This window comes from Ruixingdingia sedimenti (assembly GCF_031432425.1).
In the GTDB taxonomy this organism is placed as follows: Bacteria; Pseudomonadota; Alphaproteobacteria; order Rhodobacterales; family Rhodobacteraceae; genus Ruixingdingia; species Ruixingdingia sedimenti.
The window spans coordinates 58,932-85,144 of the sequence record NZ_JAVKPH010000013.1 but is presented as its reverse complement, the minus strand read 5'-3'; the positions used below and the strand labels follow the sequence as shown (position 1 = coordinate 85,144).

At 69.5% G+C, this 26,213-nt stretch carries 31 protein-coding genes and 1 tRNA gene; 16 read left to right on the top strand and 16 right to left on the bottom strand.

The features are described 5' to 3' along the window. Positions 1 to 15: 15 nt before the first annotated feature. The gene (locus tag RGD00_RS12550; protein WP_310457676.1) at positions 16 to 879 is read left to right on the top strand and encodes a D-amino-acid transaminase; all 864 of its coding nucleotides are present in this window, start codon (positions 16 to 18) and stop codon (positions 877 to 879) included. A gap of 19 nt (positions 880 to 898) precedes the next feature. Here the strand turns inward: RGD00_RS12550 and RGD00_RS12545 are convergent, their stop codons facing one another. Further along, a complete protein-coding gene (locus RGD00_RS12545) occupies positions 899 to 2,134 on the bottom strand; it encodes an MFS transporter (protein WP_310457675.1) in 1,236 nt (411 codons plus the stop codon). Between the two features lie 680 nt (positions 2,135 to 2,814). Here RGD00_RS12545 and RGD00_RS12540 point away from each other — a divergent pair. Further along, positions 2,815 to 3,246 (top strand): putative zinc-binding protein, encoded by a 432-nt coding sequence (locus RGD00_RS12540; RefSeq protein WP_310457674.1) that lies wholly within the window; start codon positions 2,815 to 2,817, stop codon positions 3,244 to 3,246. A 5-nt stretch (positions 3,247 to 3,251) separates the two neighbouring features. Here the strand turns inward: RGD00_RS12540 and RGD00_RS12535 are convergent, their stop codons facing one another. The 5 genes from RGD00_RS12535 to RGD00_RS12515 form a co-directional block, all read right to left on the bottom strand. Further along, a complete protein-coding gene (locus RGD00_RS12535) occupies positions 3,252 to 3,656 on the bottom strand; it encodes a hypothetical protein (protein WP_310457673.1) in 405 nt (134 codons plus the stop codon). Next, positions 3,646 to 4,287, bottom strand: a complete 642-nt coding sequence (locus RGD00_RS12530) for a DUF5671 domain-containing protein (RefSeq protein WP_310457672.1) — start codon at positions 4,285 to 4,287, stop codon at positions 3,646 to 3,648. The genes RGD00_RS12535 and RGD00_RS12530 overlap by 11 nt, the downstream gene beginning before the upstream one ends. A 75-nt stretch (positions 4,288 to 4,362) precedes the next feature. After that, positions 4,363 to 4,518: a hypothetical protein gene (locus RGD00_RS12525; protein WP_310457671.1), complete on the bottom strand. Its 156-nt coding sequence runs from the start codon at positions 4,516 to 4,518 to the stop codon at positions 4,363 to 4,365. 150 nt (positions 4,519 to 4,668) lie between these two features. Then, the gene (locus RGD00_RS12520; RefSeq protein ID WP_310457670.1) at positions 4,669 to 4,983 is read right to left on the bottom strand and encodes a DUF1244 domain-containing protein; all 315 of its coding nucleotides are present in this window, start codon (positions 4,981 to 4,983) and stop codon (positions 4,669 to 4,671) included. A gap of 17 nt (positions 4,984 to 5,000) precedes the next feature. Next, positions 5,001 to 5,741 carry an N-formylglutamate amidohydrolase gene (locus RGD00_RS12515; protein WP_310457669.1) on the bottom strand — a complete coding sequence of 247 codons (741 nt, stop codon included), beginning with the start codon at positions 5,739 to 5,741 and terminating at the stop codon, positions 5,001 to 5,003. Positions 5,742 to 5,872: 131 nt separating this feature from the next. On the opposite strand from RGD00_RS12515, the gene pyk reads away from it, so the two are divergent. The 5 genes from pyk to pheS all read left to right on the top strand — a co-directional run bounded on the left by pyk (position 5,873) and on the right by pheS (position 9,473). Next, positions 5,873 to 7,318 (top strand): pyruvate kinase, encoded by a 1,446-nt coding sequence (gene pyk, locus RGD00_RS12510; RefSeq protein ID WP_310457668.1) that lies wholly within the window; start codon positions 5,873 to 5,875, stop codon positions 7,316 to 7,318. Positions 7,319 to 7,345: 27 nt separating this feature from the next. After that, the gene (locus RGD00_RS12505; protein ID WP_310457667.1) at positions 7,346 to 7,570 is read left to right on the top strand and encodes a hypothetical protein; all 225 of its coding nucleotides are present in this window, start codon (positions 7,346 to 7,348) and stop codon (positions 7,568 to 7,570) included. A gap of 119 nt (positions 7,571 to 7,689) precedes the next feature. Further along, on the top strand, positions 7,690 to 7,890 hold the full coding sequence (gene rpmI, locus RGD00_RS12500) for a 50S ribosomal protein L35 (RefSeq protein WP_310457666.1): 201 nt from the start codon (positions 7,690 to 7,692) through the stop codon (positions 7,888 to 7,890). A 12-nt stretch (positions 7,891 to 7,902) separates the two neighbouring features. Then, positions 7,903 to 8,265 (top strand): 50S ribosomal protein L20, encoded by a 363-nt coding sequence (gene rplT / locus RGD00_RS12495; protein ID WP_310457665.1) that lies wholly within the window; start codon positions 7,903 to 7,905, stop codon positions 8,263 to 8,265. Between the two features lie 137 nt (positions 8,266 to 8,402). Further along, complete coding sequence (gene pheS / locus RGD00_RS12490; RefSeq protein WP_310457664.1) at positions 8,403 to 9,473, top strand: phenylalanine--tRNA ligase subunit alpha; 1,071 nt, start codon at positions 8,403 to 8,405, stop codon at positions 9,471 to 9,473. Between the two features lie 2 nt (positions 9,474 to 9,475). Here the strand turns inward: pheS and RGD00_RS12485 are convergent, their stop codons facing one another. Further along, complete coding sequence (locus tag RGD00_RS12485) at positions 9,476 to 9,700, bottom strand: hypothetical protein (RefSeq protein ID WP_310457663.1); 225 nt, start codon at positions 9,698 to 9,700, stop codon at positions 9,476 to 9,478. 159 nt (positions 9,701 to 9,859) lie between these two features. Here RGD00_RS12485 and modA point away from each other — a divergent pair, with 159 nt between their 5' ends. Then, complete coding sequence (gene modA, locus RGD00_RS12480) at positions 9,860 to 10,633, top strand: molybdate ABC transporter substrate-binding protein (protein ID WP_310457662.1); 774 nt, start codon at positions 9,860 to 9,862, stop codon at positions 10,631 to 10,633. A gap of 282 nt (positions 10,634 to 10,915) precedes the next feature. Then, positions 10,916 to 13,336 carry a phenylalanine--tRNA ligase subunit beta gene (gene pheT / locus RGD00_RS12475; protein ID WP_310457661.1) on the top strand — a complete coding sequence of 807 codons (2,421 nt, stop codon included), beginning with the start codon at positions 10,916 to 10,918 and terminating at the stop codon, positions 13,334 to 13,336. A gap of 87 nt (positions 13,337 to 13,423) precedes the next feature. Here the strand turns inward: pheT and RGD00_RS12470 are convergent, their stop codons facing one another. Next, a complete protein-coding gene (locus RGD00_RS12470) occupies positions 13,424 to 14,398 on the bottom strand; it encodes an NAD(P)H-quinone oxidoreductase (RefSeq protein WP_310457660.1) in 975 nt (324 codons plus the stop codon). 29 nt (positions 14,399 to 14,427) lie between these two features. Next, positions 14,428 to 15,120: a COQ9 family protein gene (locus RGD00_RS12465; protein WP_310457659.1), complete on the bottom strand. Its 693-nt coding sequence runs from the start codon at positions 15,118 to 15,120 to the stop codon at positions 14,428 to 14,430. Between the two features lie 110 nt (positions 15,121 to 15,230). Here RGD00_RS12465 and rpsU point away from each other — a divergent pair, with 110 nt between their 5' ends. Continuing rightward, positions 15,231 to 15,437: a 30S ribosomal protein S21 gene (gene rpsU / locus RGD00_RS12460; protein WP_310457658.1), complete on the top strand. Its 207-nt coding sequence runs from the start codon at positions 15,231 to 15,233 to the stop codon at positions 15,435 to 15,437. A 101-nt stretch (positions 15,438 to 15,538) separates the two neighbouring features. On the opposite strand, the gene RGD00_RS12455 is transcribed toward rpsU, so the two are convergent. After that, positions 15,539 to 16,003: an Lrp/AsnC family transcriptional regulator gene (locus tag RGD00_RS12455; RefSeq protein WP_310457657.1), complete on the bottom strand. Its 465-nt coding sequence runs from the start codon at positions 16,001 to 16,003 to the stop codon at positions 15,539 to 15,541. A gap of 130 nt (positions 16,004 to 16,133) precedes the next feature. Here RGD00_RS12455 and ald point away from each other — a divergent pair, with 130 nt between their 5' ends. After that, on the top strand, positions 16,134 to 17,252 hold the full coding sequence (gene ald / locus RGD00_RS12450; RefSeq protein WP_310457656.1) for an alanine dehydrogenase: 1,119 nt from the start codon (positions 16,134 to 16,136) through the stop codon (positions 17,250 to 17,252). Between the two features lie 213 nt (positions 17,253 to 17,465). On the opposite strand, the gene mscL is transcribed toward ald, so the two are convergent. Next, the gene (gene mscL / locus RGD00_RS12445; RefSeq protein WP_310457655.1) at positions 17,466 to 17,897 is read right to left on the bottom strand and encodes a large conductance mechanosensitive channel protein MscL; all 432 of its coding nucleotides are present in this window, start codon (positions 17,895 to 17,897) and stop codon (positions 17,466 to 17,468) included. A 148-nt stretch (positions 17,898 to 18,045) separates the two neighbouring features. Here mscL and RGD00_RS12440 point away from each other — a divergent pair, with 148 nt between their 5' ends. Together RGD00_RS12440 and RGD00_RS12435 are read left to right on the top strand one after the other, a co-directional pair. After that, entirely contained in the window at positions 18,046 to 18,744 is a 699-nt protein-coding gene (locus RGD00_RS12440; protein ID WP_310457654.1) for a glutathione S-transferase N-terminal domain-containing protein, read from the top strand. Between the two features lie 75 nt (positions 18,745 to 18,819). Next, positions 18,820 to 18,893, top strand: a tRNA-Cys gene (locus RGD00_RS12435). Between the two features lie 24 nt (positions 18,894 to 18,917). On the opposite strand, the gene RGD00_RS12430 is transcribed toward RGD00_RS12435, so the two are convergent. Continuing rightward, positions 18,918 to 19,595: a FadR/GntR family transcriptional regulator gene (locus tag RGD00_RS12430; protein ID WP_310457653.1), complete on the bottom strand. Its 678-nt coding sequence runs from the start codon at positions 19,593 to 19,595 to the stop codon at positions 18,918 to 18,920. A gap of 78 nt (positions 19,596 to 19,673) precedes the next feature. Here RGD00_RS12430 and RGD00_RS12425 point away from each other — a divergent pair, with 78 nt between their 5' ends. Then, positions 19,674 to 20,420, top strand: coding sequence for a sulfite exporter TauE/SafE family protein (locus tag RGD00_RS12425; protein WP_310457652.1), 747 nt, complete (start codon positions 19,674 to 19,676; stop codon positions 20,418 to 20,420). A gap of 4 nt (positions 20,421 to 20,424) precedes the next feature. Here RGD00_RS12425 and RGD00_RS12420 read toward each other — a convergent pair whose 3' ends face one another. Together RGD00_RS12420 and RGD00_RS12415 are read right to left on the bottom strand one after the other, a co-directional pair. Beyond that, positions 20,425 to 20,709, bottom strand: coding sequence for a hypothetical protein (locus RGD00_RS12420; protein WP_310457651.1), 285 nt, complete (start codon positions 20,707 to 20,709; stop codon positions 20,425 to 20,427). 183 nt (positions 20,710 to 20,892) lie between these two features. Next, the gene (locus tag RGD00_RS12415; RefSeq protein WP_310457650.1) at positions 20,893 to 21,807 is read right to left on the bottom strand and encodes a LysR substrate-binding domain-containing protein; all 915 of its coding nucleotides are present in this window, start codon (positions 21,805 to 21,807) and stop codon (positions 20,893 to 20,895) included. 121 nt (positions 21,808 to 21,928) lie between these two features. Here RGD00_RS12415 and RGD00_RS12410 point away from each other — a divergent pair, with 121 nt between their 5' ends. Together RGD00_RS12410 and RGD00_RS12405 are read left to right on the top strand one after the other, a co-directional pair. Then, positions 21,929 to 22,789: a TauD/TfdA dioxygenase family protein gene (locus tag RGD00_RS12410; protein WP_310457649.1), complete on the top strand. Its 861-nt coding sequence runs from the start codon at positions 21,929 to 21,931 to the stop codon at positions 22,787 to 22,789. Positions 22,790 to 22,857: 68 nt separating this feature from the next. Continuing rightward, positions 22,858 to 23,898, top strand: a complete 1,041-nt coding sequence (locus RGD00_RS12405) for a TRAP transporter substrate-binding protein (RefSeq protein WP_310457648.1) — start codon at positions 22,858 to 22,860, stop codon at positions 23,896 to 23,898. Between the two features lie 193 nt (positions 23,899 to 24,091). Here the strand turns inward: RGD00_RS12405 and RGD00_RS12400 are convergent, their stop codons facing one another. Beyond that, positions 24,092 to 24,748: a GntR family transcriptional regulator gene (locus RGD00_RS12400; protein ID WP_310457647.1), complete on the bottom strand. Its 657-nt coding sequence runs from the start codon at positions 24,746 to 24,748 to the stop codon at positions 24,092 to 24,094. A 95-nt stretch (positions 24,749 to 24,843) separates the two neighbouring features. Beyond that, the gene (locus RGD00_RS12395; RefSeq protein ID WP_310457646.1) at positions 24,844 to 26,187 is read right to left on the bottom strand and encodes an amidase; all 1,344 of its coding nucleotides are present in this window, start codon (positions 26,185 to 26,187) and stop codon (positions 24,844 to 24,846) included. Between the last annotated feature and the right edge of the window lie 26 nt (positions 26,188 to 26,213).

Sequence of the window (26,213 nt, the reverse complement as noted above, 5' to 3'; positions counted from 1 at the left end):
CGAAGGAGACGGCCCATGACCCGCATCGTCTATGTGAATGGCGAATACCTGCCCGAAGCAGAGGCGCGGGTGTCGGTCTTCGACCGCGGCTTTCTGATGGCCGATGGCGTCTATGAGGTGACGAGCGTTCTGGACGGCAAGCTGGTGGATTTCGCGGGTCACACGCAGCGGCTGGCGCGGTCGCTGGCCGAACTGGGGATCGAAAACCCGATGGGCGCCGAGGAATGGCTGGCCGTGCACCGCGAACTGGTGGCCCGCAACGCCCTGACCGAGGGGATGGTCTACCTTCAGGTCACGCGCGGCAACCCCGGCGACCGCGATTTCGCCTTTCCCGACCCTGCGGTGACGAAACCCACGGTGGTCCTGTTCACCCAGTCGAAGCCGGGGCTGGCCGACAATCCGGCGGCGAAGGCGGGGATGAAGGTGATTTCCATCCCCGACATCCGGTGGGGCCGGCGCGACATCAAGACGGTGCAGCTTCTCTACCCCTCGATGGGCAAGATGATGGCCAAGGCCGCCGGCGTGGACGACGCCTGGCTGGTCGAGGACGGTTTCGTGACCGAGGGCACGTCGAACAACGTCTATATCGTCAAGGGCGGGCGCATCGTCACCCGGCCGCTGTCGAACGACATCCTGCACGGCATCACCCGCGCCGCCCTGCTGCGCTATGCCGCAGAGGCGCAGCTGACGGTCGAGGAACGCCCCTTCACCGTCGACGAGGCCAAGGCGGCGGACGAGGCGTTCTTCACCTCTGCCTCGGCCTTCGTGATGCCGGTGGTGGAAATCGACGGCGCCAAGGTGGGCACGGGCGCGCCCGGCCCGGTGGCCACCCGCCTGCGCGAGATCTATCTGGACGAAAGCCGCAAGGCCGCCGTGTAAGGCAGGGGCGCGGCGGGCCTCAGCCCGCCGCCGCCAGCCGCGGGCGCAGCCGCGCCAGTTGCCCCACAAGCGCCAGCATCAGCGCACAGAGCACGCTCAGCAGCACCAGCGGCACCACGAAGCCGCCCGACAGGTCCGACACCAGCCCGAACGCCGCCGGCCCCATCACCCCGCCGATTTCCGCCGTGGTGAAGAAAAGCCCCCCGGCCAGCCCCAGCCGTTCCTTGGGCACGTCGCGCGATTCCATCAGCAGCATGATCGCCACCGTCATCATCGTGCCCCGCGCGATGCCCTGCAGCACCAGCCCCGCGACCAGCAGCGGCCCCGGCACCAGTTGCAGCAGCAGCGTCGCGCACAGCATCGACACGAACAGCCCCGCCATGATGCCCACCTGCCGGTCGGGCGTGGCGAACCGCGGCACCGTCAGCGCACCGAGGATGCCCACCGCCGTCGGGATCGCGGCCCAATAGCCCGCCGCAGCCGCGCTCAGCCCCCGCGCCTGCAACACGGTGGGCAGCCAGTTGTTCAGCGCATGGTTGACGGCGAAGATCCCGATGGCCACCGCAAGGATCGTCTGCACCTCGCGCGAACGCACGACATCGCGGAAGGCCGCGGGGTCGAACTTGCCGCTCTTGCCCGCGGGTCCGGTCAGCGGCCGGGCGGCGGGCAGCGTGGCGATCACGACCCAGACCAGCCCCGCCGCCAGGATCAGCCCGCCATGCAGCGCCATCACCCCGCGCCAGTCGCCCCCCGCCAGCGGCAGGAAAACGCTGTTCGTCAGGCTCAGCGCCAGGATGCCGCCCAGATAGGGGCCGGTGACATAGATCCCCATCGCCGTGCCGCGCGCACGGCCCGCGTAAAGCTGCGCGATCAGCTTGGGCGCACCGACAGAGATCAGCGGCCCGCCCACCCCGAACAGCGCCACGGCCAGCGCCAGTTGCAGCGGCGTGTCCACCACCCCGCGCAGAAAGGCCGAGGCCGCCATCACCGCCACCGCGATCAGAAGGCCCCACCGCGCCCCGATCCGGTCCAGCATCGCCCCCCCGGGCAGGGCGGCGGCGATATAGGTCAGCGGCCAGGCGCCGAGGATCAGCCCCATCGCGCCATTGCCCACGCCCAGTTCGGCCGCGATCGGGGGGACCAGCGGCGCAAGGCTCGCCGCCGTCAGGCCGAAGACGAGGTAGATCAGCCAGACCCCGGCCAGCAGCAGCGCGCGGATGAGGAACGGGGCCGGGGGGGCGGGGGCGGCGCTCATTGCCGCGCCCCCGTGCTTGCGGGTGAAAGGGCGTTGGGGGGATGGGACATCGGGCTTTCTGCGGTATCGGCGGGTTTCGGACAGGCGCAGGAAGCGCCGCACCCGCCACTATGTCAGCCCCTGCCGCAGGGACAAGCCCCCCGGATCGCCCGCCGCAGGCATCACCGAGGCGGGAATGCCGGGGCAGGCCCCCGCCTGCATGACCCGCATCCCCCGGGAACGGGTCGCCCCTTCGCCCCGGGACTCTTTCCGGCAAAACCTTCCCGCCCTCCGCCTGCGTCTTGCGCTGCGGGAGAACCCGGCCCCATGAACGCGGATCGAGTTTCACCCGCGCTCTATCTGGCGAAGGCGCATGCCTTCGCCATAGCGATGCCCTCTACCGCTGCCCCGGCCGGGGGCCCAAAGCCCCCGGCCAGCGCCCGCCGGGGCAGGCGCTGGCCTCTCGGGTCTGAGGCGTCAGGGTTTCCAGTGGCACCGCCGCGCAACAGGCGGGGGAAACGCAGTGCGTTTCCTGACCCCACCCGGCGCGGCGGCGGGCTGAATGTCGATCCAACCTCCCCGTCACGGGCGCGCGCGCCATCGCGTGGCCGAGGGCGCCTCGTTCTTCCCGCCCGCCCGCACCGGGCAAGGCGCGAGTGGCTGCGACGATTCGTGCCTTGGCCCCGAAGGCTGCGGTTGCCATGCTGCGCCCCGCATCCTGCCCCTTTCCAGACGCCGAGGCCGCCATGTCCACCCGCGCCGAGCTTCCCCTCGTCTATTCCTGTTCGGGCTGTTCCAGCGCGGCGCAGATGGCGAACTACCTTGCCGTTTCGCTGGACCGGCGGGGGCTGGCCGAAATGTCCTGCATCGCGGGCGTGGGCGGCGATGTGCCCCGGCTGGTGCGGGTCGCGACATCGGGCCGCCGGATCGTGGCGATCGACGGTTGCGCGCTGGCCTGCGTGCGCAATTGCCTCGCCCGCCACGGGGTCGCGCCGTCGCAATATCACCTGCTGTCCGATCACGGCGTGCGCAAGCGGTACCGCACCGATTTCGACCCGGCAGAGGCCGACCGCGTGCTGGAGGATCTGGCGCGGTCGCTGACCGCACCGCCCCTCGATAACCCGGCCCTGTGAACAGGTCAGGGCGTGCGGGTGGCGGGTTTGTAGTCGACGACCAGGCAGCCGCTCGACGCCTCGAAATCCCGGTTGGGGCGCAGCACCTGCGGCCGTTCGAACCCGGCGCAGAGGCGAAAGCTGGTGTCCGAACTGCGCTCGTAACGGTAGGGCGTGCCGTCGAAGGGGTCGTTCAGCACGATGTCCTGATTGCAGGCCGGATCGGGGTGGATCGCCTCGGGCAGGCGGCCCCCGGCGGCATTCGCGACGCATTGCACATGCCCCGCCAGCCCCCGCAGGTTCATCATCCGCTCGCTGTCGCGCCGTTCGGCCCGCGCGGTCCCGGGGCCCCCGGACGCCACCAGGCCCAACACCACCGCCGCCGCCAGCAGCGCCACGAACAGCCACAGCGTCAGGCGGTCAGCGCGCATGGGCATCCCCTTCCGCATCGCGGCGGAACAGCGCCAGCACCACCCCGGCCACCGCCGCCACCACCAGCGCCTTGAGCAGGAAGCGCAGCGTCAGGTCGCCCGACAGGAAGGCATAGACCACCGCGATGAGGTCGCCCAACAGCGAGCAGGCCGCCAGAAACAGCGCCAGATACCCAACCCATCGCCGCACCACCGACCGCCCGCGCCCCGGATCCGCCGCCTGCGCCCGCGCGGCGCGGGCATGCAGCCACAGGAACAGCGGCCCGAACACCACCAGCGCCGCCACCGCCCACCGGATCGACGAACTTGCGCCGTAATAGCGCCAGTCCTCGCGCCCGTTGTCGGGCAGCCACATGTCGATCAGCGCATGGAAGAGCGAGACCAGATGCCACGCGGTCATGGCGAGGCTGGCGAACAGCAGCGCGTAGAAGAACGCCTCGCCCGCCGACACATAGGGCCGCGGGCGCGGCACCGGCGGCAGGCCGGGGGCGGCATGCCAGGCGTCGAGAGCGGCGGCGATTTCCGGCGCGCTCCACCCCGCGGCGGTCAGGGCGGCGGCGATCTCTTCCCGCCCCCGCCCGGCGGCCAGCGCCGCCTGTACGAAAGCCGTCAGTTGATCCGCTGCGCGCATGGGCCCCTCCGTCGCCTTTGGGGGCAGGATAGCGCAGGGGGCCGGGGGCTGGAATGGGATTTCGGCCGCGCGCCGTCAGCCCGCGCGGGGCAGATCGGCCGGGCGGGTGCTGTGCTGCGGCAGGGGGGCGGAAAGCGTGAACAGCCGGTCCAGCCCGCTGAAGTCGAAACGGGGGCCGCCCTTCGCCGCGGCCTCGGCCAGTTTTCGGTGCAGGTCACTCTCTACGTTCACAATGCCCGGTCCGTTCAAGCCCGTTGTCCAGCCCGCCGCGACGCAGCCTGCCATGGAGGTGCCGTTTTCGCCCCCATCCTGTCAAGAATCGGCCACATTCCGTTTCCGCCCGCGCAACCCGGATGCCGCGCAGGGCCGGATTGTTGCCGGTCAGCCCGCATCGCCCACATTGCGGCGGAACGCCTCGGCAAAGGCGGCCTGCTGTTCGGGGGTCGATTCGGTCTGGTGGCGGGCGCGCCAGTCCTCGTAGGGCATGCCGTAGACGATGGCGCGGGCCTCGTCCTTGGACAGCGCGATGCCGCGTTCCGCCGCGGCCTCCTGATACCAGCGCGACAGGCAGTTGCGGCAAAAGCCGGCCATGTTCATCAGGTCGATGTTCTGCACATCGGGCCGCTTGTCCAGCAGGTGATGCATCAGCGCACGGAAGGTCGCGGCCTCGATCTCGGTGCGGGTGGTGTCGTCCATGGCGGGTCCTCCTGCGCTCAAGCTTCGGCCGCTGTCAGCGCGGCGTCAAGCATGGGGGCCAGCCGCGCGGCCCATGCCGCCTGCGCGTCGGGGGTGGCGATCAGGTCGTTCCGCACCTCGACCAGCGTGTTCTGCCGGCCCGGGGCCAGCGCGTGGCGGTCGATGGAATCGCCGGGCAGATGGCCGCCGTAGGGTTCGTTGTCGCCCACGCACAGGTCGGGTTCGGCCCGCAGCAGCGCCAGCAGGGGCCCCGACAGCCGCATGTCGTCGGCATGCAGCACGCCGACATGCCAGGGCCGGGGCGGGCGACCGCGCAGGCAGGGGGTGAAGGAATGCACGGCGAGGATCACCACATCCGCCCGCCGCGCCGCCAGCCGCGCCAGCGCCGCGTGATAGGGGCGGTAGAGGGTTTCCAGACGCCGTTCGACCTCTGCCCCGTCCACATCGCGGTTGGCGGGGATGATGGTGCCGTCGTAAAGCTTCATCACCAGCGTCGGGTCGTCCTCGCCCCGGTTCGGGTCAATCACCAGACGGCTGAAATCCGACAGGATCGCGGGGCTGTCCAGCCGTTCCGCCAGCGCCGATGCAAGCCCCGCCGCGCCCACGTCATAGGCGATGTGGCGGGCCATGTCGGCGGCCCCGATCCCCAGATCGCCCCCGCCCACATCCGCCGGCACCCGGTTCGTCGCATGATCGCATGTCACCAGCCAGCGGCCCGGGCGCGCCTCGCCCTCGATCCGGTAAGGAAGTGTTGTCATCTGCCTGCCACCCTGCCGTTGCAAGACCCCCATAGCCTTGCCCGCGGCCCGGCGCCAGTTGCCGCGGCCCGGGAATTCCGCGATAACCCGGAAAGGCCCGCAAAGGGGCGCACAGGAAAGGACACCGGCCGATGAGACGCATGCGCAACATCAAGATCGTCGCGACGCTCGGCCCGGCTTCGTCCGACCACGCCACGATCCGCGCGCTGTTCGAGGCAGGCGCCGACGTGTTCCGCCTGAACATGAGCCACGGCACCCATGACGACATCGCCGCCCGCCACGCCATCATCCGCGCGGTGGAGGCCGAATGCGGCCGCCCCATCGCCATCCTCGCCGACCTTCAGGGCCCCAAGCTGCGCGTGGGCACCTTTGCCGACGGCCCGGTGGAACTGGCCGAGGGCGCGCGCTTCCGGCTCGACCTCGACCCGGCCGAAGGCGGGGCGGCGCGCGTCTGCCTGCCGCACCCCGAGATTTTCGCCGCGCTGGAACCGGGGGCGGACCTGCTGGTCAACGACGGCAAGATCCGCCTGCGGGTGGATGATTGCGGCCCCGATTTCGCCGATTGCACCGTGGCCGTGGGCGGCACGATTTCCAACCGCAAGGGCGTGAACGTGCCCGACGTGGTGCTGCCGCTGGCCGCGCTGTCGGAAAAGGACCGGCGCGATCTGGAATTCGTCTGCGATCTGGGGGTGGAATGGCTGGCGCTGTCCTTCGTCCAGCGGCCCGAGGATGTGGAAGAGGCCCGCGCGCTGGCCCGGGGCCGGGCGGCGGTGATGTCGAAGATCGAGAAACCGGCGGCGGTGAAGGCGTTCGACGAGATCCTCAAGGTATCCGACGGCGTGATGGTGGCGCGGGGCGATCTGGGGGTGGAACTGCCGGTCCATGCCGTGCCGCCGATCCAGAAGCGGCTGGTGCGCCGCTGCCGCGCGGCGGCAAAGCCGGTGATCGTGGCGACACAGATGCTGGAAAGCATGATCGAATCGCCCGTGCCCACGCGGGCAGAGGTGTCGGACGTGGCAACGGCAATCTATGAGGGCGCCGATGCGGTGATGCTGTCGGCCGAAAGCGCCGCCGGGCAATACCCGGTGGAGGCCGTGCGCACCATGAACAACGTCGCGCAGGAGGTCGAACGCGACCCGACCTATCGCGAGGTCATCGAATCGAGCCGCCGCGCCAACCGCTCCACCGTCGCCGACGCCATCGTCGCCGCCGCGCGCGAGATCGCGGAAACCACCGACATCCGCGCCATCTGCTGCTTCACCCAGTCGGGCAACACCGTGTCGCTGGTCGCACGCGAACGCCCGCGCGTGCCGATCATCGCGCTGACGCCGCTCGGCGGCACGGCACGGCGGCTGTGCCTGACCTGGGGCGCGCATTGCGTGGTGGTGGAACCGCAGGAACGCTTCAAGGGCGCGGTGCTGTGCGCGGTGCAGATCGCGCGCGAGGCAGGCTTTGCCCGGCAGGAGGACCAGGTGGTCGTGATCGCCGGCGTGCCCTTCAACGTGCAGGGGTCCACCAACATCCTGCGCATCGCGCCTTGCGACGAACGCCTGATCTATCGTGCCGGTCCCGAGTAACACGTCAACGCGTACAGGAGTAAGTGGTTGGACAGTGACCTGATGCTGGTGGTGGGGGTCGGTCTCGGCCTGCTGGCCATCCCCGCCCTGATCGGCGCCTTTTCCGAAAGCCGCCCGCCCCGCGCCGCGGCGATTCTGGTGATGCTGGCCTCGGGCCTGATCGTCGCCGCGGTGTGGCAGAAACCCTCGGGCTATTCGATTTCGGATGTGCCTTCGGCCTTCGAACGGGTGATCGGCCGCTTCATCCGTTGAATCGCCCCCATCCCCCTTGCAACCCGCGCCCGGGCCGTGTATCGCCCGGGCCTCTATGGCGCGTCCGGCCGGTGTGGCATGCCGAGTCGCGTTCCGACCACCCGAATGAGGAGATGGAAATGCCCAAGATGAAGACCAAATCCGCCGCGAAGAAGCGTTTCAGCTTCACCGCGACCGGCAAGGTGAAGGCCGGCCCCGCCGGCAAGCGCCACGGCATGATCAAACGCTCGACGAAATTCATCCGCGACGTCACCGGGACGATGATCCTGTGCGACGCCGACGAGAAGATCGTCAAGAAATACATGCCCTACAACCGGTAAGGAGAGCATCAGATGTCCCGCGTCAAATCCGGTGTCGTGACCCACGCCCGTCACCGCAAGGTGATCAAGGCCGCGAAGGGCTATTACGCCGCCCGCTCGACCAACTTCCGCACCGCGACCCAGGCCGTCGACAAGGCCAACCAGTACGCGACCCGCGACCGCAAGACCCGCAAGCGCAACTTCCGCGCGCTGTGGATCCAGCGGATCAACGCCGCCGTGCGCCTGTTCGATGCCGAAATGACCTATTCGCGCCTGATCAACGGCCTGAACAAGGCCGGGATCGAGGTGGACCGCAAGGTCCTGGCCGATCTGGCCGTGCACGAGCCCGAGGCGTTCAACGCCATCGCCGCACAGGCCCGCGCCGCCGTCGCCTGACCCGCACGGGCCCGCAACAGCGAAAACCCCGCCGGCCCGGCCGCGCGGGGTTTTTTCATGCCGCACGCCACCGCTTGCATTCGCGGGGCGCGCCCGCTAGCACCCCGCAGGACAGGCCGCAAACCGGAGGCATCGCAATGGACGGGCTCGACACGCTACGCGCCAAATATCTCGGCGGCATCGCCGGCGCCGGCAGCGAGGCCGCGCTGGAGGAATTGCGGCTGGCCGCGCTTGGCAAGAAGGGCGAGGTCTCGGCGCTGATGCGCGGCCTCGGGCAGATGTCGCCCGAGGAACGCCAGACCGCGGGCCCGGCGCTGAACGCGCTCAAGGACGAACTGGATGCGGCGCTGCGGGCGCGCAGGGCATCGCTGGCCGATGCGGCGCTGGAAGAACGGCTGCGCGCGGAATGGCTGGATGTCACCCTGCCCGGCCGCCCCCGCCCGCGCGGCACCATCCACCCGGTCAGCCAGGTGACCGAGGAATGCACCGCCATCTTCGCCGACATGGGCTTTGCCGTCGCCGAGGGGCCGCAGATCGAAACCGACTGGTACAATTTCGACGCGCTGAACATCGCCCCCGAACATCCCGCCCGGCAGGAACACGACACGTTCTTCATGCACCGCGCGGCAGGCGACGACCGCCCGCCGCATGTGCTGCGCACCCATACCAGCCCGGTGCAGATCCGCGCCATGCAGGCCCAGGGCGCGCCGATCCGCGTCATCGCGCCGGGCCGCGTCTACCGCATGGACATGGACCAGACCCACGCCCCCATGTTCCACCAGATCGAGGGCATGGCGATCGACCGCGACATTTCCATGGCCAACCTGAAATGGGTGCTGGAAGAATTCTTCACCGCCTATTTCGGCACCAAGGTGAAGACCCGCTTCCGCGCCAGCCACTTCCCCTTCACCGAACCCTCGGCAGAGGTCGACATCCAGTGTTCCTGGGTCGGCGGCCAGCTGCGCGTGGGCGAAGGCGACGGCTGGCTGGAGGTGCTGGGATCGGGGATGATGCACCCCAAGGTGCTGCGCGCCGGCGGGATCGACCCCGACCAGTGGCAGGGCTTCGCCTTCGGCATGGGGATCGACCGGATGGCGATGCTGAAATACGGCATCCCCGACCTGCGCGCCTTCTTCGAATCCGACCTGCGCTGGCTGCGCCACTACGGCTTCGGCGCGCTGGACATGCCGAGCACGCACGCCGGCTGAGATCAGCCCCCGGCGGCGGTTCCGGCGGGCGGCGGCGGCATATCCGCCACACCCGCCTGCCACACGGCCAGCGCCAGCAGCAGCAACACCCCGGCAAGCGCCCCGAGCGCCCTGCGGCGCGCGGCCCTGCGGCCGTCGCCGCGTTCGGACAGGCATTTCGCCACCGGCCCCCCGGTCGCGCCATGGCCCCCGGCCACCCGGCAGGCTGCGGTTCTGGTCATCTGCATCATGGCCTCCGCTTCGATATGCCTACAAGAATATATCGACCGCGCGCCGCCCGGTCCACCGCCAGATTGCCGCGCCGATATGTCTCGGCGGAAATATCCCTTGCCATCCGCGATGACCCGGCGATACTTCCGACGAAACATATCGAAACCGGAGGCCCCATGCCCGCATCCCCCGCCCCGCGCCGCCTGGCGCTTGCCGCAGCACTCGCCGCCCTGCTGCCGCTGCCCGCCGCCGCAGAAGAGGTCGTGGTCTTCGCCGCCGCCTCGCTCAAGAACGCGCTCGACGCCGTGGCGCAGGACTTCGAGGCCGCCACCGGCCATAGGGTGACGATCTCCTACGCCGGGTCCAACGCGCTCGCCCGCCAGATCATCGAAGGCGCGCCCGCCGACATCTTCATCTCGGCTGCCGTCAACTGGATGGACGAGGTGGAAAAGGCCGGGCTGGTGGTCGCGGATACGCGGGCCGACATTCTGGGCAACACGCTGGTGCTGGTCGGCCACGGCGCCGATGCCGCGCCGGTCGCGATCGACGCGACGCTCGACCTGCCCGCGCTGCTGGATGGCGGCAAGCTGGCCATGGCGCTGGTCGACGCGGTTCCCGCGGGGCAATACGGCAAGGCGGCGCTGACCGCGCTCGGCCTGTGGGATGGCGTTGCGCCCTCGGTCGCGCAGGCCGACAACGTGCGCGCGGCGCTGGCGCTGGTGTCCTCGGGCGAGGCGCCCTATGGCATCGTCTATGCGACCGACGCCGCAGCGGACAAGGGCGTGACCGTGGTCGGCGCCTTCCCGGCCGCCACGCATCCCGCGATCCTCTATCCCGCCGCCCTGCTGACCGGCGCCGCCGACGCCGCCGACCGCGCCTTCTTCGAGGCGCTGACGGCCGACGCCGCCGACGCCCATTTCGCCGCCGAAGGCTTCGCGATCCTGAACTGAGCCCCCACCCCCGCCGGTCCGCGCGCCGAGAGGTCGGCGGCCTCCGGCGGGAGTATTTTTGAAAAGATGAAGCCGCGGGCGCATTCCCTTCCCCGCAAGGGCGCGCCCGTTTTCACTTTCTGTCCATAAATATCCCGGGGGCGCGGGGGCTGGCCCCCGCCGCGCCAGAACCCCTGCGCGCAACAGCGGAAACAAGGCCCCGCCACAGCCGCCTTCCCCTTTCCCCCGAATTGCGCTAGGCCCCGGGGCGACCAACCGCGCCGCGCCCAAGGACCCAGACCGATGAAATTCACCCTCTCCTGGCTCAAGGACCATCTTGAAACCGATGCGCCGCTCGACGCGATCCTCGAGGCGCTGACCGACCTCGGGCTGGAGGTCGAGGGGGTGGAGGATCCGGCGCGCATCTTGGGCGCCTTCCGCATCTGCCGGGTGATCGAGGCGCAGCCGCATCCCAATGCCGACCGGCTGCGGCTCTGCCGGGTGGAAACATACCCCGACGGCCCCGGCGGGCGGGTGGAAGAGGTGCAGGTGGTCTGCGGCGCGCCCAATGCGCGCACCGGGCTGGTGGGGGTGTTCGCACCGGTCGGCACGCATGTGCCGGGCACCGGGGTGGACCTCAAGCCTGGGGTGATCCGGGGGGTGGATTCCAACGGCATGCTCTGTTCGGAACGCGAACTGATGCTGTCGGACGATCATGACGGCATCATCGACCTGCCGACGGACGCGCCGCTCGGCGCGCGGTTCATCGACTGGCGCGGGCTGAACGACCCGATGGTCCATATCAAGATCACCCCCAACCGCCCCGATGCGCTCGGCGTGCGCGGGATCGCGCGGGATCTGGCGGCGCGGGGCCTCGGGCGGCTGAAACCGCTGGAAATCGCGCCGGTGCCGGGCACCTTCGCCAGCCCCGTCCGGGTGGAAATCGACCCGGCGCTGAAGGACAAGGGCTGCCCGCTGTTCGCCGGCCGCGTCATCCGCGGCGTGACGAACGGCCCCTCGCCCGACTGGCTGCAACGGCGGCTGAAGGCGATCGGGCTGCGGCCGATTTCGGCGCTGGTGGACATCACCAACCTTTTCACCTTCGATCTCAACCGGCCGCTGCATGTCTTTGACGCCGACAAGGTGGCGGGCGGGGTGCTGCGCATCCATCCGGCCGCGGGGGGCGAGGAGCTGCTGGCGCTCGACGGCAAGACCTATCGCTTCCAGCCGGGAATGATGGCGATTTCCGACGCCGGGGGGCCGGAAAGCATCGGCGGCATCATGGGAGGCGAGCATTCGGGTTGCACCGGGGGCACGGTGAACGTGTTCCTCGAATCCGCGTACTGGGATCCGATCACCATCGCCGCCACGGGCCGGGCGCTGAAGGTCAATTCCGACGCGCGCTATCGGTTCGAGCGCGGGGTGGACCCGGAATTCACCCTGCCGGGGCTGGAGGCCGCGACGCGGATGATCCTCGACCTTTGCGGGGGCGAGGCGTCCGAGGTGGTGGTGGACGGCGCGGTGCCGGATACCGCGCGCAGCTACCGTTTCGACCCCGCGCGGGCGAGCCGCCTTGTGGGCATGGACATCCCCGAGGCCGACCAGCGCGCGACGCTCGCCGCGCTCGGCTTCCGGGTGGAGGGGGATCGCGCCTTCCCGCCGTCATGGCGCCCCGATGTGCAGGGCGAGGCCGATCTGGTCGAGGAAGTGGCGCGCATCGCATCCCTGACCCGGCTGGAGGGCAAGCCGATGCCGCGCACCCGTGCCGGTGTGCCCGCGCCGATCCTGACCCCGGGGCAGTTGCGCGAGCGCACCGCGCGGCGGACACTGGCGGCGCTCGGCTACAACGAATGCGTGACCTATTCGTTCATCGACGCAGGCGCGGCGGCGCTGTTTGGCGGCGGCGGCGATGCGGTGCGGATCGAGAACCCGATTTCCTCGGAAATGACCCATATGCGCCCCGACCTGCTGCCGGGTCTCTTGCGGGCGGCGGCGCGCAATCAGGCGCGGGGGTTCATGGATCTGGCGCTGTTCGAGGTCGGCCCCGCCTTCAGCGGCGGCGAGCCGGGGGAACAGGCGGTGCAGGCGGCGGGGCTTCTGGTCGGCGCCTCGGCCCCGCGCGATCCGTTCGGGTCGCGCCGGGCGGTGGACCTTTACGATGCCAAGGCGGATGCAGAGGCGGTTTTGGCCGCGCTTGGCGCGCCCGCGCGGGTGCAGATCGGCCGCAAGGTGCCGGGCTGGTTCCATCCGGGGCGGGCCGGTGTCGTCGCACTCGGCCCCAATACGCTGGCGGTGTTCGGCGAGATCCACCCCCGCATCCTGCGCGAGATGGATGTGAAGGGTCCCGCGGTGGCCTTTACGGTCTGGCCCGCCAACGTGCCGCAGCCCAAGGCGAAATCCGCCAGCCGCCCGGCGCTGGCGATGTCGGACCTGCAAGCGGTGGAACGCGATTTCGCCTTCGTCGTGGACAGCGGGGTCGAGGCGCTGGCGCTGGTCAGCGCGGCGCAGGGGGCCGACAAGGCGCTGATCGAAAGCGTGCGGGTGTTCGACCAGTTCGCGGGCGACAAGGCCGAGGCACAGATGGGCGCGGGCAAGAAATCGCTGGCGATCACCGTGCGGCTGCAACCGCAGGACAAGACCCTGACGGAAAAGGACATCGAGGCCGTCAGCGCGAAGATCGTGGAAAAGGTGCAGAAGGCCACCGGCGGCACCCTGCGGGCGTAAGGCGCGCCGGGGCAGGCCCCGGCCTGCATCTTGGCGTCAGCATCAGGCGCGGGGATCGCGGGCCGGGGCTTGCCCCGGCCCCCCTCCTCAGCCCGTCACCCGCAGCACGATCTTGCCGATATGGCCCGCGCTTTCCAGCCGCGCATGGGCGCCCGCCGCATCCTCCAGCGGGTATTCGCTGTCCATCACCGGCGCCACCCGGCCCGCGGCCAGCAAGGGCCAGACCTGCGTTTCCAGCGCATCCGCGATGCGGGCCTTGGCGGCGTCGGATTGCGGGCGCAGGGTGGACCCGGTCAGCGTCAGGCGGCGGGTCATCACCTCGACAAGGTTCAGGTCCGCCTTGGGGCCTTGCAGGAAGGCGATCTGCACCATCCGCCCGTCATCGGCCAAGGCCCGGATATTCCGCTGGATATAGCTGCCCCCCACCATGTCGAGGATCAGGTCCGCCCCGCCCTCTGCCTTCATCACCGCCACGAAATCCTCGTCGCGGTAATTGATCGCCCGTTCCGCCCCCAAGCCTTCGCAGGCGGCGCATTTGTCGGCCGATCCGGCGGTGGCGAAGACGCGCGCGCCGAAGGCGCGGGCCAGCTGGATCGCGGTGGTGCCGATGCCGCTCGACCCGCCATGGACCAGAAACCGCTCGCCCGCCTTCAGCCCGCCGCGCATGAACACATTGCCCCAGACGGTGAAGAACGTCTCGGGCACGCAGGCGGCCTCGCGCAGGGCCATGCCTTCGGGCACCGGCAGGGCATGGGCGGCGGGGGTGACGACATATTCGGCATAGCCCCCGCCCGGCAGCAGCGCGCAGACGGCATCGCCCGGCTGCCAGCGCGCCACCCCGGGGCCCACGGCGGCGACATGGCCCGCGCATTCCAGCCCCGGCAGGGGCGAGGCGCCGGCCGGCGGCGGGTAAAGCCCCGCGCGCTGCGCCGCATCGGGGCGGTTCACCCCCGCCCAGGCCACGCGGATCAGGATCTGGCCATGGCCCGGCACCGGTACGGGCGCGGTGACGGGGCGGAGCACCTCGGGCCCGCCGGGGGCAGAGATTTCGACGGCGCGCATGGTTACGGGCAAGGTCTGCGGCAGTTCCATCACATCCGCCCCCCGCCCATGCGGCCCGGCAGATCCTCCACCCCCCGCGGTTTGTGCACGCGGGCGGCCAGCCAGTCCTGCCCCGCCATGAAGGGCCGCGTCAGCGGGTTCGCCCGCAGCCGGGCCTTGGCACCCTCGAAAGCCATCACGCCCTCGATCCGGCGGTCCAGAAATTCCCACGTCGCCTGATGGCCGGGGCTGTCGTCGCCCAGCCAGTAAAGCACCGTCGAGGCATAGACCGCCGACAGGCTGGCGCGCTTGGTGTACCAGTTCAGGTCGTCAGAGCTATCGCCGAGCGCGGTCCAGATCGCATCCGCCGTGCCCCAGATCGCCTTGGCACCATCGGCGGCATGTTGCGGCAGCGCGAACAGCGCCGCACCCCGGCGCACCGCCTCGCGGTCCTCCACCGCCTCCAGCCGGAAACGAATCGCCGCCGCCACACGGTCGCGGAACCGCAGCGCCGACAGGTCGGTTTCCGCCAGCCGCACCAGCATCGCGGCATCGCCCGCCGCATGGAAGGCCAGCGCCAGATCCACCGCCCCGCGCGGGCAATGCGCACGCGCCAGCGCGGGATCCACCCCCAGATCGGCGCAGGCGGCGCGGAATGCGGCTTCGGACCAGCCGTCGAAGGGCACATGCACCAGCGCCGCCCGCATCAGCCGCGTCCTGAGGTCGGTTTCCGGTTCGGTCATCGCGTTCTCCTTCGTGGTCCGCACAAGGTAGACAGGGCCGCCGCATTTTGCTATGCCCCGCCGGCCTGCACATTTGTGCAACTCTAGCTTAGGAAGGTGGTGACAACCACATGCAGGTCAGCGTTCGTGACAATAACGTCGATCAGGCTCTTCGGGCCCTGAAGAAAAAGCTCCAGCGCGAAGGCGTGTTCCGGGAAATGAAGCTCAAGCAGCATTTCGAGAAACCGTCGGTAAAGAAAGCGCGGGAGAAGGCCGAGGCCGTCCGCCGTGCGCGCAAGCTCGCGCGCAAGAAGGCGCAGCGCGAAGGCGCGCTCTGATCGACGGGGTGCCATCGGCGCCCGGCGATGCTGGGCGGGGCGACCCGCCGCACGATCAACCCCCGGGGCCTGGCCCGCGGGGGTTTTTCATTTGCCCCGGCCTACACCGTGATCGCCGTGGTCTTGAACACCGTGCGCAGGGCAAAGCTCGAATGCATCTGCGCCACGCCGGGCAGCCGCGTCAGGTACTGGCGGTGGATGCGGGCGAAATCCTCGGTGTCCTGCGCGAGGATCTTCAGCAGGTAATCCGCCGTCCCCGCCATCAGATGGCATTCGAGGATGTCGGGCACGCGCGCCACCTCGCGCTCGAACGCATCCAGAAGTTCGTCCGCCTGCCCTTGCAGGGTGATTTCCACGAACACCGTCGTCGGCCGCCCCATCTTGCGCGCATCCAGCAACGCGACGTAACCGGCGATATATCCTTCCTCCTCCAGCCGCTGCACGCGGCGGTGGCAGGCCGAGGGCGACAGGTTCACCTTTTCCGAAAGTTCGGCATTGGTGATCCGCCCCTCCTTTTGCAGGACGGAAAGGATTCGCCGGTCGGTGGCATCAAGTTCTGGCGTCACAGGAAATCCTTCAGCAAAAGCCTGTCGTCACGCAAGAATCTATTCACAAAACCGACAAACACCAGCCGAATTTTCATGACTTTTTTCCGCGTTCCACGGCATTCTGCGCGCAGGAAAGAGGGAGACTGCCATGAAGATCGGATGCCCGAAGGAGATCAAGCCGCAGGAATTCCGCGTGGGCCTGACGCCGCATGCCGCGCGCGAGGCCGTCCAGCATGGCCACCGCGTAGTGATGGAAACCGACGCGGGCCTGGGCGCGGGCTTCACCGACGAGGATTACACCGCCGCCGGGGCAGACATCGCCGCCAGCGCGGCAGAGGTCTTTGCCACCGCGGACATGATCGTCAAGGTGAAGGAACCGCAGCCGGCCGAACGCGCCCTGCTGCGCGCGGGGCAGGTGCTGTTCACCTATCTGCACCTCGCCCCCGACCCCGAACAGACGCACGACCTGCTGGCCGCGGGCGTGACCGCCATCGCCTATGAAACGGTGACGGATGCCCGCGGCGGCCTGCCCCTGCTGGCCCCGATGTCGGAGGTCGCCGGGCGGCTCGCCCCGCAGATGGGGGCATGGACGCTGCAAAAGGCCAATGGCGGGCGCGGCGTGCTGATGGGCGGTGTGCCGGGGGTGCGGCCCGCGAATGTGGTCATCATCGGCGGCGGCGTGGTGGGCACGGCGGCGGCGCGGGTCGCCGTCGGGATGGGGGCGAATGTCACCGTGCTGGACCGTTCGGTGCCGCGGCTGTCCTACCTCGACGATATTTTCCAGGGCCGACTGACGACGCAATATTCCTCCGCCGCCGCCATCGCGGAACTGCTGCCGGAGGCAGACATGGTGATCGGCGCGGTGCTGATCCCCGGGGCGGCGGCGCCGAAACTGGTGACGCGGGCGCAGTTGGCGCTGATGCGGCCCGGGGCGGCGATCGTGGATGTCGCAATCGACCAGGGCGGATGTTTCGAGACCTCGCATCCCACCACGCACCAGGACCCGATCTATACCGTCGACGGCATTCTGCATTACTGCGTGGCCAACATGCCCGGCGCGGTGGCGCGCACCTCGACCCAGGCGCTCGGCAATGCGACGATGCCCTTCCTGCTGGCGCTGGCCGACAAGGGCTGGCGCCGCGCCTGCGCCGAGGATCCGCATCTGCTGGCGGGCCTCAACACCCATGCGGGACGGCTGACCTATGCCGCCGTGGGCGCGGCGCTGAACCTGCCCGTGGTCGACCCGGCGGAGGCCTTGCGCCTGTAACGCGAAAGGCGCGCGGGAGGACAGCGCAGGGCCGGGGGCCAGCCCCCGGACCCCCGGGATTATGCCAGCCTGAAGAACAAGGCGATCCTGCGAGACAGAGAGCAAGCCGCCCATCTTCAGGCTGGACCCAAATATCCCCGCCGGAGGCTCCCGTGCCCTCCGCCGGGCCAGCCGCCGGGTTCAGGGACGGCCGCAAAAGCCGCCCCCGGTCTTTCAGCGCACCCGCAGCAGGTCGCGGATTTCGGCCAGCAGTTCTTCCTGCGTCGGGCCTGCGGGGGCTTCGGGCGCGGGGGCCTCGGCGCGCATCACGCTGTCCTTGGCACGGTTCACGCCCTTGACCAGCAGGAACACCACCCAGGCGATGATGAGAAAGTTCAGCACCGCCATCAGGAACGCCCCGTAGGCGAACACCGCCGCCCCGGATTCCCGCGCGGCCTCGAGGCTCGCCCCGGGGGGGACGTCGCCGCTCAGCACCACATACATGTTGGAAAAGTCGATGCCCCCGATGACCAGGCCGATGATCGGGTTGATGAGATCGCCCACCAGCGAGGTGACGATCGCCGTGAAGGCCGCGCCGATGATGATCCCGACCGCCATGTCGAGCACATTGCCGCGGGCGATGAATGTCTTGAATTCGTTAAGCATTCCGGTTCCTCTGCCGTTCCCTCGTTTCAGCGTGCGTCCGTGGGTGTTGCCTGCTGCACAGCGCCGTTCTGGCAAGCCCGAAACTTGCACGGTTTTCCTCGCGGGGAAATGGGGTACGAATGGACCGTTGCAGAAAACGGAGGCTGCGTTGCCCGAACTCGACGATTTCGCCCTCACCCGCCGCTGGCCGCCCCGCACCCCGGGCGCGATCCAGCTTTATTCCTTCCCGACGCCGAACGGCGTCAAGATCTCGATCGCGCTCGAGGAACTGGGGCTGGCCTATGACGCGCATGCCGTGTCGATCGTCAAGGGCGACCAGTTCGACCCCGGGTTCCTCGACATCGCGCCGAACAACAAGATCCCCGCGATCATCGACCCGCAGGGCCCGGGCGGCGCGCCGCTGGCGCTGTTCGAAAGCGGGGCGATCCTGGTCTATCTGGCGGAAAAGGCCGGCCGGCTGCTGCCCGAGGGCGCGGCGCGGTACACCGTGCTGCAATGGCTGATGTTCCAGATGGGCGGCGTGGGGCCGATGTTCGGGCAGCTCGGCTTCTTTCACGTCTACGGCGGCAAAGAGATCGAGGACCCCCGCCCGAAGGAACGCTACCGGGCCGAGGCCGAAAGGCTGCTCAAGGTGCTCGACGGCGCGCTGGCGGGCAAGGACTGGGTGGCGGGCGACTATTCCATCGCCGATATCGCCATCGCACCCTGGCTGCGCGGCCTGCGCGATTTCTACAAGGCCGCAGACATCACCGGCTGGGACAGGCTGGCGAACGTCCCCGCCTACCTCGACCGTTTCCTCGCCCGCCCGGCGGTCCAGCGCGGCCTCGTGCAACCGCCCACCGAATGACCCCGGCCGGCAGGCGCAACCCGCCCCTTGCCCTGCCGCCCGAACCGCGCTAGAGGGTTCCAACTCCTGAACAACGGCGGGTTGGCGGAGAGGTTACGCAGCGGATTGCAAATCCGTGAAGACCGGTTCGATTCCGGTACCCGCCTCCACCCCTCCTCCCCCGCAAGCGCCGCCTACGGCAGGTTCATCGCCGTCCCGACGGCCTCCAGGTGGTCCCGCATCGCCGCCGCTGCGGCCTGCGGGTCGGCGGTGGCGATGGCGGTGACGATGCGGGCGTGTTGGGTGCAGTGGGGGCCGGTGAATTCCGCCGTGCCGATGCGGCGGTAGGTCCGGTCCCATTCCCGCTGCCAGGCCGCGCGGCGGCGGGCGCCGGCGAGGTAGTCGAGCAGGCCCAGAAGGATCGGATTGCGCGCCGTTTCCGCCACGCCGCGGTGAAACGCGGTGTCGAGCGCCTCGCCCTCTGCCCGGGTACGGGCTTGGCGGCCTCGGTCGACCAGCGCGCGCAGATGGGCGATGTCCCGGGGCTGCGCGGCGCGGGCGGCTTCGGCGGCCACCGGGGGCTCGATCATCAGCCGGGCTTGCAGCAACTGGCGGGCCGAGGCCGCCTGCAACAGCACACTGTCGCGCACCGGATGGCCCGGCGGGCGCGGGCCGCGGAAGGTGCCCTGCCCGACATGGCGCCAGATCTCGCCTTCTTCTTCCAGCACCGACAGCGCGGCGCGCAGCGTCTGGCGCGAACATCCCAGATCCGCCGCCAGCACCCGTTCGGCGGGCAGCCGCGCGCCGGGCGCGCCCTCGGCAAGGCAGGCGCGCAGGCGGGTCAGCACGTCCTGGGGGCTTTGGCGGGGCATCGGTCCTCCGGCGGCATGCGGACCAATTTGCATACCAATGCGTGGATCTGCAATGCCCCGGATGCAAAGGAGCACCCCATGCTGTCCACCACCGTCCTGATCCTTGCCGGCCTTGGCGCCGGGGCGCTGAACGCGGTCGCGGGCGGCGGCACCTTCCTGTCATTTCCAGCGCTGGTCTGGATCGGCGTGCCGCCGGTGATGGCGAACGCCACCGCCACGCTGGCCGCCCTGCCCGGCTATATCGGCAGCGCGCTGGCCTTCCGCCGCGACATCCGCACCGGCGAGGGCCCCGGCCTGCGTGCGATCCTGGCGGTGGCGGTCCTGGGCGGGTTCCTGGGTGCGGCGCTGCTGCTGGTGACGCCGCAAGAGGTGTTCAGCGGGGTGGTGCCCTGGCTCCTGCTGTTCGCCACCGCCGCCTTTGCCGCCGGGCCGCTGCTGGTCAAGCGCCTGATGCGGCGGGGCGGGGGGCTGTCGCGCGGGCCGGCGCTGGCGCTGCTGCTGGCGGTGGCGATCTACGGCGGCTATTTCAACGGCGGACTCGGCATCATGCTGCTGGCCGCCTTCGGCGTGGTGGGGCTGAGCGACCTGCACGCGATGAACGGGCTGAAGAACCTGGTGTCGGCCATCCTGTCGCTGGTCTCGGTCACGACCTATGCCGCGGCGGGGCTGATCGACTGGGAACGGGCGGTGATCCTCGGGCTTGCCTGCGCCGCCGGCGGGTACCTGGGGGCAAAAGCGGCGCGGCGCATCACCAACATGGCGGCGCTGCGCGTGTTCATCACGCTGGTGGGGCTTTGCATGGCGGCGGCGTTCTTCGCGCTCTGACCGCTCAGCCCGTCAGCGGCTGGTCGGGCGCCACGGTGATGACCGCCTCGTCCCCCCTGAACTGAAAGCTGAAACGGCGGCGCGGCGGGGGGGCCATGCGCTCTATCCGCTCGGTCTCGGTCGGGATTTCCAGCGCGAGGAACAGCGCGATCAGTTCCTGTTCCAGTTCCCGGTCGGTGCGGAAGAACCGCAGCCGTGCCGACTGCACGCCGCGCAGGTTGCGGGCGACCAGTTGCAGCGTCTCTTCGTCGAGATGCCGGAACGGGGCGGGGGACGTCTGATCGGACACGGGCGCCTGCAACCTTCCTTTGGTGAACCGCCCAGACCCTGCCGCCCCCGGCCGCCCAAGGCGAGAGCCAGATCGCCGCGGCCGCAAACCTGCGCGGCATCCCGCCAAAACCGCGTTTCCGATGCGCGGAATGAGGCCGACGGTCGGTGCCCGGCGCAAAGGGCCGGGGGCCACCGCCAGCCGCTACAGCCGCATGGCCGTGTCCAGCACATGGCGGCAACTGGACACCACATTCTGGATCAGCGGTTCCGACGCACGGCCCTTGCGGCAAAGGGCGACGATGCGCCGTTCCTGCACCGGCGCGTCCAGCGGTATCGCCACAAGGCGGTCGCCGTGATAGGTCGTCGGGTTCGCGGGCTGAAGGGCGCTGAGCGTGAAGCCAAGCCCCTTGCCCACCGCCGAACGCACCAGTTCATAGGACGAGGAACTGAAATGCACCTCGGGGTTCAGCCCCAACCCGCGCAGCGAATCGAGCATCGTCGGCCCCTGCGTGTCATCGGTCAGCTGGACATAGGGCAGCCCCTCCAGATCCGCCAGTTTCAGCCGGCGGCGCTGCGCCAGCGGATGGGTTTCCGCCAGGATCACCTTGGCGCGCACCGTGCCGAGGTCGGTCACGTCCCGCGCCGCGCGGTCGAAGCGGTTGTCGTAGACCAGCATCACGTCGAGATCGCCATGGTCGAGCTGTTGCAGCAGGCTCAGCAGGTTGGTCTGCACCAGTTCCAGCCGCACCTTGGGCCAGCGTTCGCGGTTGCGCATCACGATGGGCAGGCCGAACACATAGGCCAGCGCGTGATAGGTTCCCAGCCGGACATGGCCCGACGCCTCTTCGCGCAGATAGCGGGTGGATTGTTCCCAGTTGCGCGCCGCCGCCAGAACCGTGCGCGCCTCTGCGTCCAGTTGCGCGCCCACGGCGGTCAGCCGCATCCCCTGCGCCGGGAATCGGTCGAACAGGATGCAGCCCGAAAGATCCTCCAGCGCGTCGATCGCCGCCGAAATCGCCGCCGCCGACACCCGCAGCTTGCGCCCCGCGCGGGCGATGCTGCCCAGTTCCGCGGTGGTGGTGAAATAGGTAAGTTGCCGCAAGGTAAAGCGTATCATCCCCGACCCTCCGGCCCGCGCGCCAGATCATCGGATTTTATGATCTATCTGTAAATCATATTCAGTTTTTCCGAACGATCCGCCCGCGCTACCGTTTCCCTGTCACGCAACGGGAGAATCCATGATGGAAGTGATACCGCTGACCGGCGGCCTCGGGGCCGAGATCTTCGGCGCCGACCTGCGCAAGGAGGCCGACTTTCCGCAGATCCAGGAGGCATTCGCGAAATATTCGGTGATCGTGATGCGCGGCCAGACGATCACCCCCGACGACCAGATCCGTTTCGCCGGCCGCTTCGGCCCGGTCAGCCACAACCGCTTTCTGCGCCCGCTCGACGGCCATCCGGGGATCGTGGAGGTGCTGAAGGAAAAACACCACAAGGAAGCGATCGGCGAGGTCTGGCACGCGGATGAGACCTATGACGAGATCCCCTCGCTCGGCTCCATCCTGCACGGGATCGAACTGCCGCCCTATGGCGGGGACACGATGTTCGCCTCGATGGGCGCGGCCTATGAGGCGCTGTCGCCCGCGATGCAGGATTTCCTCCAGGGGCTTTCGGCGTGGCACGGGTCGGCCCATAATTTCGGCAGGGCCAGCGCCGACCGCGAAAGCCGCCGCGACGGACGCATCGGCAATTTCGACCAGGTGAAGGACGACGTGCTGCACCCGGTGGTGATCCGCCACCCGCTGTCGGGGCGCAAATGCCTTTACGTGAACCCGGGCTTCACCCTGCGGATCGAGGGCTTGGAAAAGGCGGAATCCGCGGCGCTGCTGGCCTTTCTCTACGACCATTGCAAACAGCCCGAATTCCACTGCCGCGTGCGCTGGCGGGCGGGCGATGTCACGATGTGGGACAACCGCGCCGTCTGGCACAAGGCGCTGAACGACTACCACGGCTTTCGCCGCTACATGCACCGGATCACGGTGCAGGGCTGCGCGCTGGAACCCGCCCGGGGCGACGCCCGCCGCACGGCGGTGGCCTGAGCCGGCACGAACGGGCGGCCCGGCCCCGGGCCGCCCCACGGACAACATACCAACGGGAGGTGAATTCCATGCGCATGACCATGACGGCGCTTCTGGGCGCCGCGCTGATCGCCCTGATGCCCCATCCATCGCGGGCGGAGGCGCCGCAGGTGCTCAAGCTGTCCTTCGGCTTTTCCCTTGCACACTGGACCTGGACCGAGGGGGCGGGGTATTTCGCCGGGCTGGTCGAACAGCGATCCGGCGGGCGGCTGAAGATCGAGCCCTATCCCGCCAACCAGCTCGGCAAGGAGGCCGGGGGGCTTGTCGGCAAGGGCGTGGCCGAGATCGGGCTGATCGCGACCTCCTATGAACCGGCGCGCTTTCCGCTGTCGTCGGTGGTCGAACTGCCGGGGCTGCACAAGACGTCCTGCGGGGGATCGGCGGGGTTCTGGCACCTGGCGGACGAAGGCGGCATCCTCGCCGATCTGGAATACCGGCCGAACAACCTGCGGGCGCTGGCCGTGAACGTGCTGCCGCCGTTGCAGCTTGTCACCAACCGCAGGCAGGTCACGACGCTCGAGGATGTGGGGGGTCTCAAGCTGCGGGCGAACGGCGCCTCGATGGATGCGACGGTGCGCGCGCTCGGCGCGGTGCCGGTGCGGGTGACGGGGCCGGAACTCTACGACAGCCTGTTGCGCGGCACCATCGACGGCGGGGTCTATCCGATCGGGTCCACCTATGCCGGCGGGCTGGAGGATGTGATCAAGTACACCCTGCAAGGCGCGCAACTCGGCAGTTCGAGCCTGCTTCTGGGGATCAACGCAGATATCTGGCAAAGCCTCGCGCCGGATCTGCAAGCGGTCATGCTGGAGGCGGGGCAAGAGACGCAGGCCCATCTGTGCGCCTATCTCGACGCCCTCGACCTTCAGACCGAGGCAAAGCTGGTGTCCGAAGGGCGGCTGACGGTCAGCAGGCTGACACCGGCAGAGGTCGACCGCTGGCACGCCGCCCTTGCCCCCATCGGGGCGGAATGGGCAAAAGGGATGGAGGCCACCGGCCGCCCCGGCGCGGCGGTGCTGGACGCCTATCGCGGCGCCATGGACAGGGTGACAACCGCGCAGACGCATTGAACGCCCCGGGCCGTGCGCGCGGCCCGGCCATGGTGGCCTTCCGCCCCGCAAGACGGGCACAGGTTCATCCCGAAACGAGGAAGCCGCAGGAACACTTCTTCAAGAAAGAAGAATGCCTGTCCATTTTCTGTCTCTAAATATCCCGGGGGTCCGGGGGCTGGCCCCCGGCCCGCGCTCGCCCCCGGGCCACCCCTCACCGCCCGTGAAACGCCGCTTCCGCCGCGATGGCCGCGTTGTTGATATGTTCCATCGACGCCTGCCGCGCCGCGTCGGGGTCGCGCGCGACGATGGCGGCGAAGATCGCCGTCATCTCGCGCAGGCTTTCGCTGGCCCTGTCCCCCCGCGCCATGGACCGCACGCGCAGCACATTGATGCGCGACACCAGCCCCTGCAACACCTCGTTGATGGTCTGGTTGCCGCTGGCGCGCTGCAACGCATCGTAGAATTCGGCGGTATAGCGGATGCGGCCCTCGCTGTCGTTCGCGGCCGTCGCGGCGGCAAAGGCGTTGAGCGCGGTCTGCATCCGGGCGATGTCGTCATCCGTCGCGTTGCGGGCGCAAAGGGCCGAGGCTTCGCCTTCCAGCAGGGCGCGGACAAGATAGATCTCCTGCGCCTGCGCCCAGGTCAGTTCGACCACGAAGGGGCCCCGGTTGGGCGCGATCACGATCAGCTTTTCGGTTTCCAGCACCCGCAGCGCCTCGCGCAGCGACGGGCGGCTGACGCGCAGCTTTTCGCACAGGTCAGTTTCGACCAGCCGCTGCCCCGGCTTGAACACGCCGCTGACGATAGCGCCGCGCAGTTTTTCGACGGCCTGCCGAAGGACGGTTTTCGGTTCGACTGCAAGTTCCAATTCCGGTCCTCCGGTGTTCAACGCCACTCTATGTTGTCCGAAAGGTCAAAACAAGATTTGCCAGAATGTCTTACAATGAATCCCGCTGCGGCAGATCATCCCGCCGCAGCGTCCCCGGACAACAGCCAATGCGCATGACCGAACAGCCGCGCATCACTGCCATGGCCGGAAAAGATCTGCAATCCCAACGGCATGCCATCATCTTCCAGAACCGGCAGCGACAGCGCCGGCGCCCCCAGAAGCGAGGCCGGCACGTTGAAGGCCGGGTTGCCGGTGTTGACGAAACTCGCCGGCGCCGCCCCCGGCGCGCCGAGTGTGATCACGGCGTCATAGGCGCAGGCCACGTCACGCAGCCGGGCGCGGGCGGTTTCGCGGCGCGACAGGGCGCGGGCATAGTCGGCCTGCGTCATCGCCTCCCCCTGCGCCAGACGGAACTTCATCGCCGCGCTCAGCCCCTCTGCCGCGTCGTCGCGCCATGAAAAGGTGTTGAGCGGCCAGCGCATTTCCCAGACCAGCACCTCCCACGCCAGATCCAGCGCCCCGGCAAGGGACTGTTCCAGCCCCTCGATCAACGGGCAGGTGCGGCGGTCGGCGATCTCGACCCCCGCCGCGCGCAGGGCATCCAGCCGCGCCGCAAGGGCCGCCCGCGCGCCGGGCGTGGCATCGGCCATCCCGTCGGTATCCAGCAGCGCCAGCCGGCCCGGGCGCATCGGCGCGGGCAGACTGTCGGGGCCCAGCACCCCCACCTGCCCCGGGTCGCCGCCGATGCGGCTGGCGATGGCGCGCGTGGCCAGCCACACATCCTCCAGCGCCATGCCGAGCATGCCGACGCAGCTCTGGCTCAGATAGTCGAAACTGCCGCCCCGGTTCAGCCCCCCGGTCGTCGGCTTGTAGCCGATGCAGCCGTTGAAGCTGGCCGGGCGCGTGGTCGAGCCCACCACCTGCGAGGCCAGCGCGAAGGGCAGCATCCCCGCGCCGCAGGCGGCGGCGGAACCGCTGCTCGACCCGCCGGGGGTGCGGTTCGGGTCGTGCGGGTTGCGGGTGGGTTCCAGCAGTTCGGTAGAGGCGAATTCGGTCGTGGTGGTCTTGCCCACCACGATCGCCCCCGCCTCGCGCAGCGCCTGCACCGTCGCCGCATCGCGCCGCGTCTCGCTGCCGCGCCACATCGGGCTGCCCTGCCCGGTGGGAAAATCGGCGGTCTCGATGATGTCCTTGACGCCGATGGGCATGCCGTCCAACGGCGACAGGGGCGCGCCGTTCCGCCAGCGCAGGTCGGCGGCGGCGGCCTGCGCCCGGGCGCGGCCGGGGTCGAGGCAGACGAAGGCGCGCACCCCGGGTTCGCGCCGGGCGATGGTGTCGAGATAGTGTTCCATCACCGCCGAGGGCGAAGTCTCGCCGTGCAGGAAGGCCCGCCCGAGCGCCGCATAATTGGTGATCATCCTGTCCGTCCCCTTCCTTCGCCCGC